General features: G+C 57.2%; 13 protein-coding genes. 8 read left to right on the forward strand and 5 right to left on the reverse strand.

All coding sequences use genetic code 11. The features are described from left to right. Nucleotides 1-88 precede the first annotated feature (88 nt). The gene (locus tag KZO34_RS16215) at nucleotides 89-2,284 is read left to right on the forward strand and encodes an OsmC domain/YcaO domain-containing protein (RefSeq protein ID WP_219477902.1); all 2,196 of its coding nucleotides are present in this window, start codon (nucleotides 89-91) and stop codon (nucleotides 2,282-2,284) included. On the opposite strand, the gene KZO34_RS16220 is transcribed toward KZO34_RS16215, so the two are convergent. Further along, nucleotides 2,281-4,389 (reverse strand): molybdopterin-dependent oxidoreductase, encoded by a 2,109-nt coding sequence (locus KZO34_RS16220; RefSeq protein WP_219477903.1) that lies wholly within the window; start codon nucleotides 4,387-4,389, stop codon nucleotides 2,281-2,283. The genes KZO34_RS16215 and KZO34_RS16220 overlap by 4 nt on opposite strands. 210 nt (nucleotides 4,390-4,599) lie before the next feature. Here KZO34_RS16220 and KZO34_RS16225 point away from each other — a divergent pair, with 210 nt between their 5' ends. Both KZO34_RS16225 and KZO34_RS16230 read left to right on the forward strand, forming a co-directional pair. Then, nucleotides 4,600-5,061, forward strand: coding sequence for a methyltransferase family protein (locus tag KZO34_RS16225; RefSeq protein ID WP_219477904.1), 462 nt, complete (start codon nucleotides 4,600-4,602; stop codon nucleotides 5,059-5,061). A gap of 267 nt (nucleotides 5,062-5,328) precedes the next feature. Next, nucleotides 5,329-7,275, forward strand: coding sequence for a DUF3604 domain-containing protein (locus tag KZO34_RS16230; protein ID WP_219477905.1), 1,947 nt, complete (start codon nucleotides 5,329-5,331; stop codon nucleotides 7,273-7,275). A gap of 279 nt (nucleotides 7,276-7,554) precedes the next feature. Here KZO34_RS16230 and KZO34_RS16235 read toward each other — a convergent pair whose 3' ends face one another. Beyond that, on the reverse strand, nucleotides 7,555-8,121 hold the full coding sequence (locus tag KZO34_RS16235) for a DUF2845 domain-containing protein (RefSeq protein ID WP_219477906.1): 567 nt from the start codon (nucleotides 8,119-8,121) through the stop codon (nucleotides 7,555-7,557). A 171-nt stretch (nucleotides 8,122-8,292) separates the two neighbouring features. On the opposite strand from KZO34_RS16235, the gene KZO34_RS16240 reads away from it, so the two are divergent. Beyond that, entirely contained in the window at nucleotides 8,293-9,114 is an 822-nt protein-coding gene (locus KZO34_RS16240) for a methyltransferase, TIGR04325 family (protein WP_219477907.1), read from the forward strand. A gap of 93 nt (nucleotides 9,115-9,207) precedes the next feature. On the opposite strand, the gene phbB is transcribed toward KZO34_RS16240, so the two are convergent. The 3 genes from phbB to KZO34_RS16255 form a co-directional block, all read right to left on the reverse strand. Beyond that, the gene (gene phbB / locus KZO34_RS16245; RefSeq protein WP_219477908.1) at nucleotides 9,208-9,969 is read right to left on the reverse strand and encodes an acetoacetyl-CoA reductase; all 762 of its coding nucleotides are present in this window, start codon (nucleotides 9,967-9,969) and stop codon (nucleotides 9,208-9,210) included. A gap of 272 nt (nucleotides 9,970-10,241) precedes the next feature. Then, nucleotides 10,242-11,030, reverse strand: coding sequence for an OmpA family protein (locus KZO34_RS16250; protein ID WP_219477909.1), 789 nt, complete (start codon nucleotides 11,028-11,030; stop codon nucleotides 10,242-10,244). A gap of 20 nt (nucleotides 11,031-11,050) precedes the next feature. After that, nucleotides 11,051-11,443 carry a DUF4398 domain-containing protein gene (locus KZO34_RS16255; RefSeq protein WP_219477910.1) on the reverse strand — a complete coding sequence of 131 codons (393 nt, stop codon included), beginning with the start codon at nucleotides 11,441-11,443 and terminating at the stop codon, nucleotides 11,051-11,053. 292 nt (nucleotides 11,444-11,735) lie between these two features. Here KZO34_RS16255 and yghU point away from each other — a divergent pair, with 292 nt between their 5' ends. The 4 genes from yghU to KZO34_RS16275 all read left to right on the forward strand — a co-directional run bounded on the left by yghU (nucleotide 11,736) and on the right by KZO34_RS16275 (nucleotide 16,757). Further along, a complete protein-coding gene (gene yghU, locus KZO34_RS16260) occupies nucleotides 11,736-12,617 on the forward strand; it encodes a glutathione-dependent disulfide-bond oxidoreductase (RefSeq protein ID WP_219477911.1) in 882 nt (293 codons plus the stop codon). A gap of 135 nt (nucleotides 12,618-12,752) precedes the next feature. Then, nucleotides 12,753-15,155, forward strand: a complete 2,403-nt coding sequence (locus tag KZO34_RS16265) for a Lon protease family protein (RefSeq protein ID WP_219477912.1) — start codon at nucleotides 12,753-12,755, stop codon at nucleotides 15,153-15,155. Then, complete coding sequence (locus tag KZO34_RS16270) at nucleotides 15,136-15,987, forward strand: universal stress protein (protein WP_308318837.1); 852 nt, start codon at nucleotides 15,136-15,138, stop codon at nucleotides 15,985-15,987. The genes KZO34_RS16265 and KZO34_RS16270 overlap by 20 nt, the downstream gene beginning before the upstream one ends. A 44-nt stretch (nucleotides 15,988-16,031) precedes the next feature. Beyond that, on the forward strand, nucleotides 16,032-16,757 hold the full coding sequence (locus tag KZO34_RS16275; protein ID WP_219477914.1) for a ZIP family metal transporter: 726 nt from the start codon (nucleotides 16,032-16,034) through the stop codon (nucleotides 16,755-16,757). Nucleotides 16,758-16,762 lie beyond the last annotated feature (5 nt).

Raw genomic sequence — 16,762 nt, forward strand, 5'->3', positions numbered from 1 at the left:
GGCTCCGAGACGAAGCCCCCCAAAAACTGGATAATGGCCGGCATTCAGGCCATGGCGCGCCAAATTTTACAAACCGGGTACCTACGTAATGGAAATCAACGTCAACTTCCTCGACAATCTCAGACTTGAAGCCAAGTTTGACGATTTCACCGTCGTTACTGACCAGCCCATTCGCTACAAGGGTGATGGTTCAGCGCCCAGCCCCTTCGACTACTTTCTGGCATCCTCGGCGCTGTGCGCCGCCTATTTCGTAAGGGTGTACTGCAAGGCCCGTGATATTCCCACCGACAATATCCGATTGTCCCAGAACAATATCGTTGATCCCGAAAATCGCTACAACCAGATTTTCAAGATCCAGGTAGAGCTGCCGGAAGACATCTCCGACAAGGACCGGCAGGGCATTTTGCGGTCCATTGATCGCTGCACCGTGAAGAAGGTGGTTCAGACAGGCCCGACCTTCGAGATTGAGACTGTAGAGAATCTCGACGAAGACGCCCAGGCCCTGCTGATGGTTGAACCGGACAGTGAGCATCGTACGTTCATTGAAGGGAAAGACCTGCCGCTTGAGCAAACCATTGCCAACATGACCGGTATCCTGGCGGATCTCGGCATGAAAATCGAGATCGCCTCCTGGCGCAACATCGTGCCCCATGTGTGGTCGCTGCACATTCGTGATGCGGCCTCGCCCATGTGTTTTACCAACGGCAAGGGCGCCACCAAGGAAAGTGCCCTGTGTTCCGCGCTGGGCGAGTTCATCGAGCGCCTGAGCTGTAACTTCTTCTACAACGATCAGTTCTTCGGCGAGGATATTGCCAACAGCGAGTTCGTGCATTATCCGAACGAGCGGTGGTTCAAGCCGGGACCCGATGATGAGCTGCCTGAAGGCATTCTGGATGACCACTGCCTGGCTATCTATAACCCGGAGGATGAGCTGGTCGGCTCCAACCTGATCGATACCAACTCCGGCCGGGTGGACCGCGGTATTTGTGCCCTGCCGTTTGTGCGTAAGTCTGACGGCGAGGTGGTGTATTTCCCCTCCAACCTGATTGAAAACCTGTTTCTCAGCAACGGCATGAGTGCCGGCAACACCCTGTTTGAGGCGGAAGTCCAGTGCCTGTCGGAAATCTTCGAGCGGGCGGTCAAGAAGCAGATTATCGAGGAAGAGATTGCGCTGCCGGATGTGCCCCAGGAGGTGCTGAACAAGTATCCGGACATTGTGGAGGGTATTCAGGCGCTGGAGGCCCAGGGCTTCCCGATCCTGGTGAAAGATGCCTCCCTGGGCGGGCAGTTCCCGGTGATGTGCGTCACCCTGATGAATCCAAGAACGGGCGGCGTGTTTGCCTCCTTCGGGGCGCACCCGAGTTTTGAGGTGGCTCTGGAGCGCAGCCTGACCGAACTGATGCAGGGACGCAGCTTCGAAGGCCTGAACGATGTGCCGGCGCCGACGTTCAATAGTCTTGCGGTGTCTGAGCCGAATAACTTCGTTGAACACTTCATTGATTCGACCGGGGTGGTTTCCTGGCGTTTCTTCAGTGCCAAATCGGATTACACGTTCAACGAATGGGATTTCTCCGGATCAAACGAGGAAGAAGCGGCTCGGCTGTTCAGCATTCTCGAGGCGATGGGCAAAGAGGTGTATACCGCCGTCTACGAAGAACTGGGTGCACCGGTGTGCCGGATTCTGGTGCCAGGCTACTCGGAGGTGTACCCCGTTGAGGATCTGGTCTGGGACAACACCAATATGGCCCTGGACTACCGTGAGGACATCCTCAATCTCCACTCCCTGAGCGATGAGCAACTGGCGGATCTGGCGGAGCGGCTCGAAGGCAGCCAGCTCGATAACTACATGACGATTATCAGCCTGATCGGCATCGAGTTTGATGAGAACACAGTGTGGGGCCAGCTGACGATTCTGGAACTGAAACTGCTGATCTGCCTGGCTCTGCAGTGGCACGAAGAGGCCCTGGAGTTTGTGGACATGTTCCTGCAGTTCAACGACAACACCGTCGAGCGCGGACTGTTCTACCGCGCAGTGAATGCGGTGTTGGAAGTGACACTGGATGACGAGCTGGAGCTGGATGACTACCTCTCTAACTTCCGGCGCATGTTCGGCGAGGAGACCATGGACGCCGTGGTGGGCTCCGTGAATGGCAGCGTGCGTTTCTATGGTCTCACCCCGACCAACATGCAGTTGGACGGTCTGGAAAAGCACCAGCGCCTGATCGAAAGCTACAAAAAACTGCACACCGCCCGTGCCGCCGAGGCGGCACGGGCCGGGAACTAGGCTTCCGCCGCCTTCACCGCAACCCGGGTGCCGTTGAACGCGGCATTGCCGGTCAACGCGTCGATGCGTTGTGAGTCGGTAACATCGTTGATGCTGACCCCCGGCTGCGATTCGGCCACGGTCATGCCGGTATGCTTCCGGTTGTGACCCCAGCCCTGGGGAATGCTGACGACCCCTTCAAACATGTCGTCATCAATTTCCACCGGGAGCCGGATACTGCCGACGGAGGAGGACACCTGTGCCGTCTGGCCGTCCTCCAGCCCGAGCTTCCTCGCGTCCGCCGAATGAATCTGCAGCGTACAGGGGTTCTTGCCCTTCACCAGGCGATGGGAATTCTGGGTCCAGGTGTTGTGGCTGCGGGCCAGGCGCCGGCTGATCATTGAAAACGGAAAGTCCGGGTCCGAACCCTGGGTGAGGATCCCGGAGGTTTCCAGACGCTCCAGATCATCAATATGGGGCTCTGGCGCAATGTGAATTCGGCCATCCTCCGTCTGCAGGCGTTGCTCCAGGCAGGGTTGCAACGGCCCGAGATCAACACCGTGCGGGTTTTCCCTCAGTTTCTCCAGGCTCATGCCCTGTTCACCGTAAGCGCCGTGTCTCAGACCGGCGTCCAGCATCATTTCCGGCGTCAGGCCGTCGTCTTCGCGCCCGGTCAGGCGCAGTGCCAGCTCCTTGAGAATTTCCCAGTCGTGTTTCTGGTGCGGTGCCTTGGCGAACAGGGGCTCCGAGAACTTGGCCGTGTTGCGCACCGCGAACGAGTTGAAGAAGACATCAAAGTGGGGCACTTCCAGGCCAGTTGTTGCCGGCAAGATGATGTCGGCGTACCGGGTGGTCTGGTTCAGATAAATGTCCACGGACACCATGAACTCAAGTGATTCGAAGGCCTCTCCCAGACGGGCGCCATCGGGGCTTGAAAGCACGGGGTTGCCGGCAATGGTGATCATCGCCCTGATCTGGCCCTCACCGGGCGTGAGGATTTCGTCTGCCAGCGTGGCAACGGGAAATTCGCCATTGTAGAAGGGCAGTTTCCTGACCCGCGATTCGTAGCGTCCGTAGGAACTGGGTTTGCCCTTGGTACTGCGGACCAGATCGAATGCCGGCTGGGTAAACATGGCGCCGCCACGTTGATCGAAATTTCCGGTGAGCAGGTTCAACACATTGGTCAGCCACTGGCACAAGCCGCCGAACGACTGGGTAGAAGCCCCCATCCGGCTGTAGCAAACGGCGGTCGGAGCGTCGGCCATCTCCCGGGCCAGCCGGCGAATGGTCGCGGCGTCAATGCCGCAGGCATCCGCGACGCGCTCCGGCGGGTAAGGCCTGACCGCCTCTTCCAGTTGGTCAACGCCCTCGATCAGGTGTTCAAGGTGACCAAGCTGGACCCGATCCTCCTCAATCAGGGTGTGAGCCATGGCGAGCAAGAGCAGGGCGTCGGTTTCTGGCCGGATGAACAGGTGCTCGTCCGACTTCCGGGCGGTTTCCGTGCGGCGCGGATCAACCACCACGACTTTGCCACCCCGTTCCTGGATGGCTTTGAGGCGCTTGCCAACACCCGGCGCAGTCATCAGGCTGCCGTTGGAAACAATCGGGTTGGCGCCGATGATCAGCATGAAATCCGTGTGGTCGATGTCGGGAATCGGGATCAGCATGCCCGCGCCGAACATGTAGTTGGACGCCACGTGGTGAGGCAACTGATCGGCGGACGCGGAGCTGTACCGATTGTTGCTGCCCAATGCCTTGAAGAAGCTCGGAAAGGTAATGGCGTTGCCGAAGTTGTGCGCGTTCGGGTTACCCAGATAGGTGCCCACCGCATTTTTGCCGTGGGTCTGCTGAATGCCCTGGATGCGGGTGGTGATTTCCTCGAATGCCTCGTCCCAGGAGATTTCCTTCCAGCCGTCGGTGGTCTTCCTGAGCGGCGTTTTCAGACGGTCTTTGTCTGTGTAGAAATCCTGGAGGGCGACCGCCTTGGGGCAGATGTGACCGCGACTGAACGGGTCGTCCTTGTCCCCCTTGATGGAAAGAATTTCCTCGCCCTGCAGTTTGATTTCGAGGCCGCACATGGCTTCGCAAATGTTGCAGGTCCGGTAGTGGGTCTTGGGGTCGCTCATCGGGTATGGCCTGTTATTGGAATATTTGTCCGGTCAGTATGCCAGTCAGCCCTCGGAATTCCAGCGGTCATAAATGACATTAACTTGGCCATTACCGCCAGTACGCTACATTGTCATTCCCATTGTTGCGGTTTCTTTGCTTCCGCTCCGTGCGAGATGCGGTTACGATTCCTTGCATTTGAAATTCAGGTTTTCTCTTGAGGTAAGGCTATGGCACTGCTGGATAAAAAAATTCCACCGTTGGCGCTGACGGTGGTTGCCGGTGTTGGCATCTGGGCGTTGTCGGCGGCTCTGCCCGGAATGTATTTGCCCGGTTGGCTCCGGCTGTCTGTGTCTCTTATTCTTCTGCTCTTGGGAGTCGGGGTCTGTGCCGCCGGTGTGCTTGAATTCCGACGTGCCCAGACAACCGTGGATCCTCGCAAACCCGAGTCTTCGGCTTCACTTGTCTCCTCCGGTATTTACTCTGTGACGAGAAATCCAATGTATGTCGGCTTTACGCTTGTGCTGCTTGCCGTAACCGTTTTCCTGGCATCGCCGTGGTCGTTGCTGATCGTGGTGGCATTTGTTCTCTATCTAAACCGGTATCAGATCCGACCCGAGGAGCACGCATTGGTTGAAATCTTCGGGCCAGAGTTTACCGAATACCAGTCCCGCGTCCGGCGGTGGCTTTGACCTGTTGTTCTGGCTTCAGAAGAACAGGAAAACGCCGTAGCGCCTCCTCTTGATAAAACCCGGTGCCCCACTATTCTTAGTTAAGTTCTTTCTTGACGTCTTCAGGCGCAACAGCGCAATGGGCTATCACATACGAGTGCAGTAGCTCGATTCCCCCCCCCAGGAATGTTTTCGTGCTTCGTAATGATGTTTCGGTGACAGGATTCGTTACAAAAACAGCGAATTGTCCTGTACCCGTCCGGCATCCAGAAACGGAGGACACCCGTGATGAAACGGATTTTTCTTTCCGCTCTTGTGTTTGTCCTGGCACTGCCAGGAACCTTCCTTTTGATTCCCGATGCAGCGTGGGGCCAATTCAAGCCTTCGCGGGAGTCTCTCTCTGACCAGTATCCCGGCAAGGCTTATTCGCCATACGCTCAGCGGAGTTTCCCTGATCGAGTATTCTGGGGCGACACCCATCTTCATACGGGCTTGTCGATGGATGCGGGTCTTTTCGGTGCACGCTTGGGCCTTGATGATGCCTATCGTTTTGCCCGCGGCGAGGAGGTAACGGCATCCAGCGGACAGCCCGTGAGACTCTCGAGACCCCTTGATTGGCTGGTGATTGCCGATCACTCGGACGGGATGGGTCTTTTCAATGATCTGGCCAGCGGCAAGCCTGAACTTATCGGGTTTGAGCAGGGCAAGCGCTGGTACGAGGGGTTGCAGAAGGGCGGTGACGCCTCGACTGATGCCGCGCTTGACTTGATTACCACGTTTTCCCAGGGCGAGATGGACCCAGAGATGATGGCGGAATATTCGCCCGGTGGTAAAACCTACCAGACCATCTGGGACAAGGTGGTTGATGCGGCCGAGCGATTCAATGAACCGGGCCATTTCACGACCATCATCGGTTTCGAATGGACCTCTCTGGTTGCCGGCAACAATCTTCACCGAAACGTGTTGTTCCGGGACGGTGCTGATAAAGCCAGTCAGGTTGTGCCGTATACCACCCAGTCGCCGGTTGGCTCCACGGATCCCCTCGATTTGTATGCGTGGTTGGAGAACTACGAGAAAACCACAGGTGGCTCGGTACTGGCTCTGGCGCATAATGGCAATCTGTCCAACGGGATCATGTTCCCGGTTGATGCCCAGTACACCGGAAAAGACATAGATGAAGAGTATGTGCGTTTGAGGGGTAAGTGGGAGCCCATGTATGAGATCACCCAGATCAAGGGCGATGGAGAGGCCCACCCCTTTCTCTCCCCGGATGATGCCTTTGCCGATTACGAAACCTGGGATGCGGGCAATCTCGATCTCTCGGAAGCCAAAACCGACGACATGCTCCAATACGAATATGCCCGGGAAGCACTTAAGAATGGCCTGAAGCTTGAGGAGCGGCTTGGCACCAACCCCTACAAGTTTGGTCTGGTTGGTTCCACCGACAGCCACACGGCGCTTTCTGCAGTTGAAGAAGACAACTTCTTCGGTAAGGCGACGAACGTCGAGCCCAAACCCGACCGCATGGACCACCCCTTTGCGAAGACGGAAGAAGGTGTTTACGAGGGGTATGAACTCACAGCCTCCGGCTACACCGGTGTCTGGGCCACCGAGAACACTCGGGCGGCGATCTTCGATGCCATGGAACGCAAAGAGGTTTACGGAACAACGGGCCCGCGCATGCTCGTTCGTTTCTTTGGAGGATGGGACTACACCGATGAGGACCTGAATAGCCGTCAGCCGGCGTTCCGGGGCTACGAAAAGGGTGTGCCCATGGGTAAGGATCTGCCAGCCAGAACCGGTGATTCATCGCCAACCTTTATGGTCTATGCGCTTCGCGATCCGATTGGTGCAAATCTTGACCGGATCCAGATTGTGAAGGGGTGGCTGGACAGTGACGGCGAAACGCACGAAAAGGTCTATGATGTGGCCTGGTCGACGGGCCGGGAGCTGGATGCTGACGGCGCATTACCGCCGGTCGGCAACACCGTGGATATCGAGAACGCCAACTGGACCAACACCATTGGTGCCTCGGAGTTGGCCACCGTCTGGAGCGACCCGGATTTCGATGAGTCCCAGTCAGCGTTTTATTACGCGCGAGTATTGGAAATCCCGACACCTCGCTGGGTGGTCTATGACGCCATGCGTTTCGATGTAGAGATTCCTGAGGGGGCTGAAACCGCGGGGCAGGAGAGGGCTTATACCTCTCCCATCTGGTACTCGCCTGAAGAATGATTGATCGTTTTGCTTCGACAGACAGAGCATCCCGTTCTGAACCGTCGAAGCAAAACACTTCTGGTAGGTCGTTGTGCTCGTGTTATGCCACGAGTTTTGATCCGCTGTACTCCATCTCATCCATGAACTTCCCAAGGCCTTTGCCTCTGTCGGTTCCGTTCACGGAAGAGGTGGTCATAGCAAAGGTCATTACGGAGTGTGCGACGGCATCTGACTGCACGAAAAGAGGGCTGGGGAGGGTTTTTGTGACGCTTCAAGGGACATTTGTGGACGGATCTGTTACCGGCCCGGGCGGGACTCGATATCCACCACTCGGCCGTTTTTCAGGGTGACAACCTGACGGAACTGGTTTCTTGAAAAGTCGTATAGCCATTCCTGAACAAGCACGGGTTGCAGCACCTGCCAGGTTTCAGAACGCCTCCGGGACGTCGGCATCCGCCATTCCACCCGTTTGGACGCGGGTTCACCGCAGCGCGTAATCAGCTCGTACTCGTTCTGGATGTGTCGAAGGGTGCCGGGATCGCAGGTGCCCATGTTAGTCGTATGGAAGCCGTAACCCAGAGTTTCCACCCGTGCCAATTTTCCATTACGAAAAATCAGACGGCGAATGAACCGTTGTGGTCCCGGGTTGTAGTACCAATGCATTTCCGTTTGTACCACCCCCAGCCCCGGGACAGCCGCAGAGGGGTACTCTGCAATGTAATCCGGCGGCCCGCAGCGTTCCTCCACCTCGATCGGCCAGGCATCGTCACTTACCAGCGACGCGCCACAGCGAAGTGCGCCCTGAACCGTTGGGGCGAACGCAATCAGGGCTAGCAGCAGGGTGAGGTAGTGAGGCTTGATCATAGTCTGGTTTTTTCGCTTCTAGTGCATGAAAACTAGTGTACTCCGGGGGCTTGCAGGTGGACTAAAAACCTTGATTGTTTTTCAGACGAATCTTTCGCTCCTGCGCGCGTGACAAAATGTCCGTGCATGCTACGGTTAATAATCATGGGCTTTTTTAGGGAGCAAGAGGCCATGTTTCAGCGAACAAAGGTGTTACTGCATCAAGTAGAACAGATTCCCTTTATTAATCATGCCCTTGACAGGCACTACGCCAAAGAATTTGCAAGTGCAACCAATGTAAACTGGTTCAAGGGCGTGTACCCGGACTTTGCAGCGGCCATTGCCGACGCGCCCGCCAGCAAGCCTCTGGGGTATGACCACGATGCCCCGGCCTCCGCAGAGATGTACCGATTCCGTATGCAGTCGATTTCCCCTTGTGACTATGCGGTCGCATTCTGGCTCAACCGGTTGATGGAGCCCAACCAGAAGTTGCTCGATTTCGGTGGTCATGTGGGTGTGCTGTACTACGCACTCAAAAAGTACCTGACGTTCCCCGAGCCCTTTGAATGGCAGATTTTCGATGTTCCGGCCGTCATCAGGGAGGCGAGAAAGTTTGCGGCGGGTAACGGTAATTCCGGGCACCTGAGCTTTATTGACGACTTGTCGCAGGCGGCAGCCAGTGACTGGGTGCTGTTTTCCGGCTCACTCCAGTATGTCGAGGAGCCCGTGAGTTCGATCATCGAACGACTGCCGCACCGGCCGACCTATATTCTGATCAATATGCTGCCGGTCCATCCACGGGAAGGCTACGTGACGCTGCAAAACATCAGCACAGCGTTCTGTCCCTACCGGATCTACAGCGCGGCGGAGCTGTTAGAAGATATCGGGAAACTGAATGGCGAAGTCATTGATGAGTGGAGGAACACGGACAAGGAGTGCATCATCCCCTATCATGAGGATCATTCTCTGCATTACTATCGCGGAATGCTGGTACGCCTGAACTCTGGTCACTGAGTACGGCGATGTGCTTTGATCGCTCGCCTGACCGAAACGGGACGGCAGAGGGCGGCAGGATAGTCGGCCGCCCAAACGCCTGGATTGCGAGCGTCAGAACTGCATGTGCTGGCCACCGTTCGCCGCGATATTGGAGCCGGTTATAAAACCCGAGCCGTCTCCGGCGAGGAAATCGACAATGCGGGCAATCTCCTCGGGCTCGCCGAGTCGACCGACGGGTATCTGGGCAATGATTTTTTTCCTGACGTCCTCAGGGACCGCCAATACCATATCCGTTGCTATATAGCCGGGAGAGATGGTGTTAACGGTAATGCCTTTACTGGCAACCTCCTGTGCCAATGACATGGTCAAACCGTGCATGCCCGCCTTGCTGGCCGCGTAATTCACTTGTCCAAACTGACCTTTCTGACCATTGATCGACGAAATGTTCAGAATTCGTCCAAAGCCCCGTTCCAGCATCAGCGGGATAACGCTGCGGCACATGTTAAAGGTGCCGGTAAGGTTAACGTCGATGACCGTTTGCCACTGATCAACAAACATTTTTTTGAGAGTCGCATCCCTTGTCACCCCGGCAGCATTCACCAGCACGGCGATAGGGCCGTGAACCTCCTCAAGATCGAGGACAATGTTTTTGCAGGCTTCATGGTCTGACACGTCGAGCACACAGGCTTCAATATTAAAGCCAAGCTCTTTCTGTTGTTTGCTCCAGGCCTCGGCTTTGGCTTGGCTGGCAGATGCTGCGATGACGGTAAAACCGGACTGTTCCAAGGCCTGACAAATAGCGGTTCCAATACCCCCGGTCCCGCCGGTCACCAGTGCAATCTGTTTTGTTTTTGGAGAGGTGTGTGCAGACATAAATGAGTCCCTTTATTTATCTCTTGTGGTCAAGTCAGCTTATTGCTGTGGTTAAAACATGACCGATTCTGACGGTATGTGAATAACTCACATTGATCTCAGTCATGCTTTGCATTTAAAGATCGCAATGGCATAGAGGATCTAAGACGAATGGATAAGGGAGGGGGCAAGAGAGAAGAGCGGTCTCCGGAGACCATCAGGGTTCGGGTGTTAGCGACACGTCGTTCGCCCGCCAACGCGTCATCGCGTTGGCGGGCATTTCATGTCGGTGCTTACCGTTTGTCGATGTTTCCGGACTCGTCCGAAATCACGATCTCGACCCGACGGTTTTGCTGTCGCCCTGAACTGGTATTGTTGCTGGCGACGGGATAGGCCTCACCATAGCCCTCAACTTCAACCCGGCTGCTGGAGATCCCCATGCCCAGCAGGGAATCGTACACGGCCATGGCACGACGCTCGGACAGGCGCTGGTTATAGGACTCTTCCCCGGTGCTGTCGGTGTAGCCTTCGATTCGCACCCGGCGATTCTCGTACTCGCGCATGAACTCGGCCAGGCGTGAGACGGTCCGCTCTCCCGAGCTCTTCAGTTCCGCCTCGTTCAGGTCAAACAGCACGTCCCCAAGCGTCAGCACCATGCCTCGATCGGTTTGTTCCGCCTTCAGCGCTTCCATCTCGGCCCGAAGTTTCTCGGCCTCGCTGGTTTTCATCTGCAGTTGCATCTGTCGGCGACGTTCTTCAGCAGAGGCGACCTCGTCCTGCAGGGACGCACGCATGCCTTGCTGCTGGGCAATCTGCGCATGCCGCAGCGCCAGATAGGCTGCCTGATCGACCCGGGGATCATCGGCGTCTTCCTCCAGTAAGTTCTCGGCTCTTTCCAGCTCGGTCTTGGCGGCCCGAAGCTGGCTGTCCCCACTACGGGCCACGTCTGGGTCGTTCTCGATACTCATGTAGGTCGATCGAGCCTCATCGAGTGTTTCGTTGTAGGGGGGCGAACTGGCGCAGCCTGCCATCAGTGTGAACAGCCCGATCACGATGCTTAGTGAAAGTGTGCGCTTCATCATCTCAGTCTCCTTGTCCGGGCTCACGGTTGATCCGTCTCGAGTTCGTTCTGAAGGTCTTCGATACTGCGGCTGATCTCAGCCACGGCGCGCTGGGTCTTTTCAGTCTCGGCGCGGGCGCCTGCTAGTTGCGCATCGACAGCAGCCTGTTCCAGGAGCCGTCTTGCTTCCGTGTAATCCTCCTCCTCGGGGTCCGATTTATCCATCAGCTCACGGGCGTCGGCCACTTTGTTCTGAGCGTCATTCAGCAAGACTGGATCGAATTGCCGGGCATCGTTAGCTTCGGCCTGTTGAATGGATGACTCGGCTATTTGCAGCTCGCTGGTTGGCTTGGGGCCGGGACCGGCACAGGCCATTAACGCTGCTGTCAGGGTGAGTATCACGAATGTGCGTGGTATCAGTTTGTGCGGCTTCATCTAGGAGCTCCCTTTTCTACGGTGTAACCCGCCGTCCGGCGGCGCAAGCAGGAATGTCAAAAAATGTAAAACCACTGGCTACACTATAGCAGCGGATTTGAAAATCGCTGTATACAAGCGTCGACCGTCTGAGTTTCTGAAATTAGGGGCGCGACCTACAGCTGAATTTGAATCGTCTTCTAAGCTCCAATCGGGAACTGGTCCTGTCTGGCTTAAGTGGCGTATGACTTACAGGAAATGCTCAGCGCAGCGGCCTGAGTGAAACATTTCACCGCTAGGAGAAAATTTAGCTATGAGTGATCCGACCTACACCCCTCCGAAGATCTGGAAATGGGAAGCCGAGAGTGGCGGAACTTTTGCCAAAATCAATCGGCCGATCGCCGGGCCGACTCACGATAGAGAGTTGCCAGTGGGCAAGCATCCGTTGCAGCTCTATTCGCTGGCAACGCCGAACGGCGTCAAGGTCACGATTATGCTGGAGGAATTATTGGAGCAGGGGATTCAGGGGGCGGAGTACGATGCCTACCCCATCCGGATAACCGAGGGTGACCAGTTCGGCAGTGGTTTCGTTGAGGTTAACCCGAATTCCAAGATTCCCGCCCTTCTGGACCGCAGTGTTGATCCTGGCATTCGCGTCTTTGAGTCGGGCTCCATTCTTCTGTACCTGGCGGAAAAATTTGGTGCGTTTTTGCCCGGGGATGTCGCCAAGCGCACCGAAGTCCTGAACTGGCTGTTCTGGCAGATGGGCAGCGCGCCGATGCTGGGTGGCGGCTTTGGGCATTTCTATGCCTATGCGCCGGAAAAGTATGAGTACCCCATCAATCGCTACACCATGGAGGTCAAGCGGCAGCTGGACGTTCTGGACCGTCAGTTGGCCAACCACAGGTATATTGCCGGGGATGAGTACACGATTGCCGACATGGCAATCTGGCCCTGGTACGGTGCGCTGGTTGCCAACAAGGTCTACGATGCCGCGGAATTCCTGGAAGCCCACACCTACAAGAACGTGAATCGCTGGACCGAGGAGATTGCACACCGGCCCGCAGTGCAGCGGGGCAGGATGGTCAACCGCACCTGGGGTGACCCGGAAGAGCAATTGCACGAACGACACGATGCCAGTGATTTCGAGAACCGGACTCAGGACAAGCTGGCGGCAATCCTCGGCCATTCCTGACAGGTCAAAGAGAAGCAAAAAGCGGCAGCCATTGGCTGCCGTTTTTCGTTTGCATCGGCAAGCAGATCTTTGAGCTATTCTTGATTGCATTGCCTGCAGCGCAATTTCTGCCAGACGCACGTCAGGAGGAAGTTGATGAACGGACCCGCAGCGCTGACCGAGGACCAGGTCTACCATCGGTGCCCTCTCGGCCAACTGGACTTTGAAACCACGGACTCTCTGGAAGACCTTGATCTGCCGTGCGGGCAGGAACGGGTGCTGCGTGCGCTGGAGTTCGGCGCCGGTATGCAGGCCGAGGGCTTTAACCTGTTTGTGCTGGGGCCTTCTGGCGCCGGCAAATACGATCTGGTCGAGCGTTTCCTGACCAGACACGCCGCCCGACAGCCGGTGCCGTCAGACTGGTGTCATGTTTTCAATTTCCAGTTCTCTGACCGGCCTAGAGCAATTCGTTTGCCGGCGGGAGAGGGACGGCAGTTCAAGGAAGACATGAGTGATCTGGCCTCTGAACTACGCACAGCGATTCCGGCGACCTTTGAGAGTGAGGAGTATCAGGCCAGGCTCCAGGAACTTCAGGAAGAAATGGCCAAACGCCAGCATCAGGGCCTGTTTGATATCCAGGAAGAGGCCAATCGCAACAACATTGCCATGATTACCACACCCGCCGGTTTCACCTTTGCACCTATGCGTAATGGTGAGGTGATTGACCCGGAAGAATACAAGACGTTTTCCGAGGAAGAGAAAGAGCTCGTCGAATCGAAAGTCGACGAGCTGCAGAAGAAGCTTCAGCAGACCATTCAGCAAATTCCCCGATTGCGGAAGGAGGTACGCGAACGGGTGCATGCCCTGAATGAGGAAATGGTTCAACTGACTCTGGGTGGTCCCATCGGAGAGCTCAGGCAAAAGTGGTCCCACCTCCCGGACATCGTGGATTATCTTGACGGCGTGCGCGAGGATGTGGTCGAACATGCAGAAATGTTCAAGGACCCTGAGAATGGTGTTCCCGGTGGCCTGATGGGCCGTTACCGGGTGAACCTCTTCATCGACAATGCCGACACCTTGGGGGCGCCGGTCATCTATGAGGATTTGCCCAATCACCAGCACCTTGCCGGTCAGATCGAGCACCGGGCCCGCCAAGGTACGCTATACACTGACTTCACCCTGATTCGCGCGGGCTCTGTGCATCGGGCCAATGGTGGCTTCCTGATCATTGATGCCCGCAGGGTGCTGTCCCAGCCGATGGCCTGGGAAAGCCTGAAGCGAATCCTGTTCTCCGGAGAGATCCGGATCGAATCCCTTGAGCGCCTTTACGGACTGGTCAGTACGGTAAGTCTGCAACCTGAGCCGATACCGGTTTCGGTCAAAGTGGTTCTGCTGGGAGACCGACTGCTGTACTACCTGCTGGCCCATTACGACCCCGATTTTCTGGATCTGTTCAAGGTAGAGGCGGATTTCGAGGACGACCTGGATCGGAATGACGCCTGCTATGGTCTTTATGCCCGAATGATTGCGACCATGACGCGTCAGCTAAATCTTCGTGCCCTCGACCGCGCTGCGGTGGCCAGATTGATTGAACATGCCAGCCGTGTGGCGTCGGATCAACGCAAGCTGACGGCCCATGACCGGGTCCTCCGGGATCTCTTGAGTGAGGCAGACCACTGGGCCGATCAGAGCGGCTGCGACCTTATCGGCGCCGATGAGATCCAGCGGGCCATCGACGAGCGGGAATACCGTGCCAGTCGAATCCGCGAACGCAGTCGGGAGCAGATCAGCCGGGGTATTGTGATGATTGCGACCCAGGGCGAGGTTGTGGCACAGGTGAATGGGCTGTCTGTGCTCAGTCTGGGCACCTCCATGTTTGGCCAGCCAACCCGGATTACCGCGACCGCGAGACCCGGCAAGGGGCAGGTGGTGGATATCGAGCGGGAAGCCAAACTGGGTGGGCCGATTCACAGCAAGGCCGTCATGATTCTCTCCCGTTTCCTTGCCAGCCGGTATGCCGGTGAGGGGGAGCTATCATTATCCGCAAGTCTGGCATTCGAGCAGTCCTACGGTGGGGTGGAGGGGGATTCGGCCTCGGTGGCGGAAACCTGCGTGCTTCTCTCTGCCATCAGCGGTGTGCCGTTGAAACAGGGCCTTGCAGTAACCGGGTCCATGAACCAGCTCGGTGAGGTGCAGGCGGTTGGCGGTGTGAATGAAAAAATCGAAGGCTTCTACGATGTTTGCCGTGAGGCAGGCGAGGTTGGTGGCCAGGGCGTGTTGTTGCCGGCCAGCAATGTGGAGCACCTCATGCTTAAAGAAGATGTCCGCAAAACAATTGCCGCCGGTGATTTCAGCCTTTATCCGATCTCCGGCATCAATCAGGCGATTGAGCTGCTTACGGGCATGATGGCCGGTGAGGCGGACGAGGCCGGTTGCTTTCCGGAGGGTTCGTTTAACCGTGCGGTGGCGGACCGGCTAATGACGTTCGCCGAGATCAGCAAGAAGCGCGGTAATGCCGACGCTGAAGAGGATAGAAGCAGTGACAAACGGAGCGACTGAGCGCCGTCGCGGCCGGATTATGGTGCTGCTGGACGGCTCCCGGGTGAGCTATGCGGCATTGGAAGCGGCCGCGGACATTGCCGCGCAAACGGGCGCGGAGGTCCTGGGCATTTTTGTGGAAGAAGTGAACCTGTTACGCAGTGCGGGATACAGTTTTTCCCGTGAAGTGGGTTCGGCATCCGGGATCAGTCGTTCCTTCGATGCGGCCCTGGTTGAGCACCGCCTTCAGCGTCTGGCGGACCAGGCGCGTCAGGCGTTGGCACGGGCTATGGCCGGGCGCGGCGGCCATCATGCTCTTAGCGTCGCCCGTGGCCGGGTTGTCGAGGAGGTATTGGCGCTGGCGGGACCGGAGGATTTGCTGGTTTTGGGCCGGGTGGGCTGGTCCTCCGCACCGGGTGCCCGGCTGGGCTCGACGGCTCGCGGGCTGATTCAGAGGTCTCCGGGCCGGGTCCTGTTATGGTGTGAGCCGCCCGTAGCGACACCGGGACGGATCGTGGCTTTTCTTAATGACCACAACCAGGCCAATCATCGGGCAGTTCTCGCGGCGGTAGAGGCGTCCAGGCGTTACCATCAGCCGATTACGGCCTTTCTGTGCCCGGGTAAGACAGTCCCGCCGGAGCATCTGACTGCCATCAGACGAGAGCTGGATGTGCTTGGTGCGGATGCTCGGATTCGAACTCTGCCGGCCACCGATCCGGCCACGATTGCCCAGGCCGTACGCCAGGAGCATGCCTCTCAATTGGTGGTCAGCCGCGAGTGTGGGCTGTTTCAGAATCCGGGCGCCGATCAGCTGTTGATTGCGGTCAATCTTCCGGTGACGGTTACGCCATAGCCTTGGCAGGATGACTGCTTTTTTGGAATTTCGGGGTTGCCTTAATGATTCTGGATGTACTTTACGTTGTGGGTTTGACGGCACTGGCCGGTGCCTGTATCCCACTAGGCGGTTTGCTGGCCCGTATCGAGAAGATTGGCCCTAATTGGCTGGAACAGGAGTTCCGACATTTCCTGATCGCGTTTGGTGGGGGCATCCTGCTTGGCGCGGTGGCGGTGGTTCTGGTTCCGCAAGGACAGTCGAGTATGGGCGGTTCGTTATGGGCGATACCGACCATCGTCGCGGGCGGGCTGTTGTTCTTCCTGGTGGAGCGGATGCTCGGGCTCCGGCGGCGGGAATCCCCCCAGTTGATGGGGTTGATGCTGGATTTTGTGCCGGAGGCAACGGCGTTGGGTGGGCTTGCGGTGGCCAACCCGGGTATGGCGCCGCTGCTGGCGGTACTGATTGCCCTGCAGAACCTGCCAGAGGGCTTTAACGCTTATCGGGAGTTATGTGCTCTGCCGGGTTACACGTCAAAAAAGACGCTGGCGTTCATGGCGGTGCTGGTAACGGCCGGCCCGATTGCGGGTCTCCTCGGGTACTTCTTCCTGTCGGAACAGCCCGTTTTACTGGGGGCTATGATGCTTGCGGCTTCCGGCGGGATTCTTTATCTGATCTTTCAGGACATTGCACCCCAGTCCCGGCTTGACCGACACTGGGGGCCGCCGCTTGGCGCGGTCGTCGGTTTCTGTCTGGCACTGTTCAGCCATGAACTGGTCACGACCGTGTGAACTGA

Source organism: Marinobacter sp. F4206, assembly GCF_019392195.1.
Classification (GTDB): domain Bacteria; phylum Pseudomonadota; class Gammaproteobacteria; order Pseudomonadales; family Oleiphilaceae; genus Marinobacter.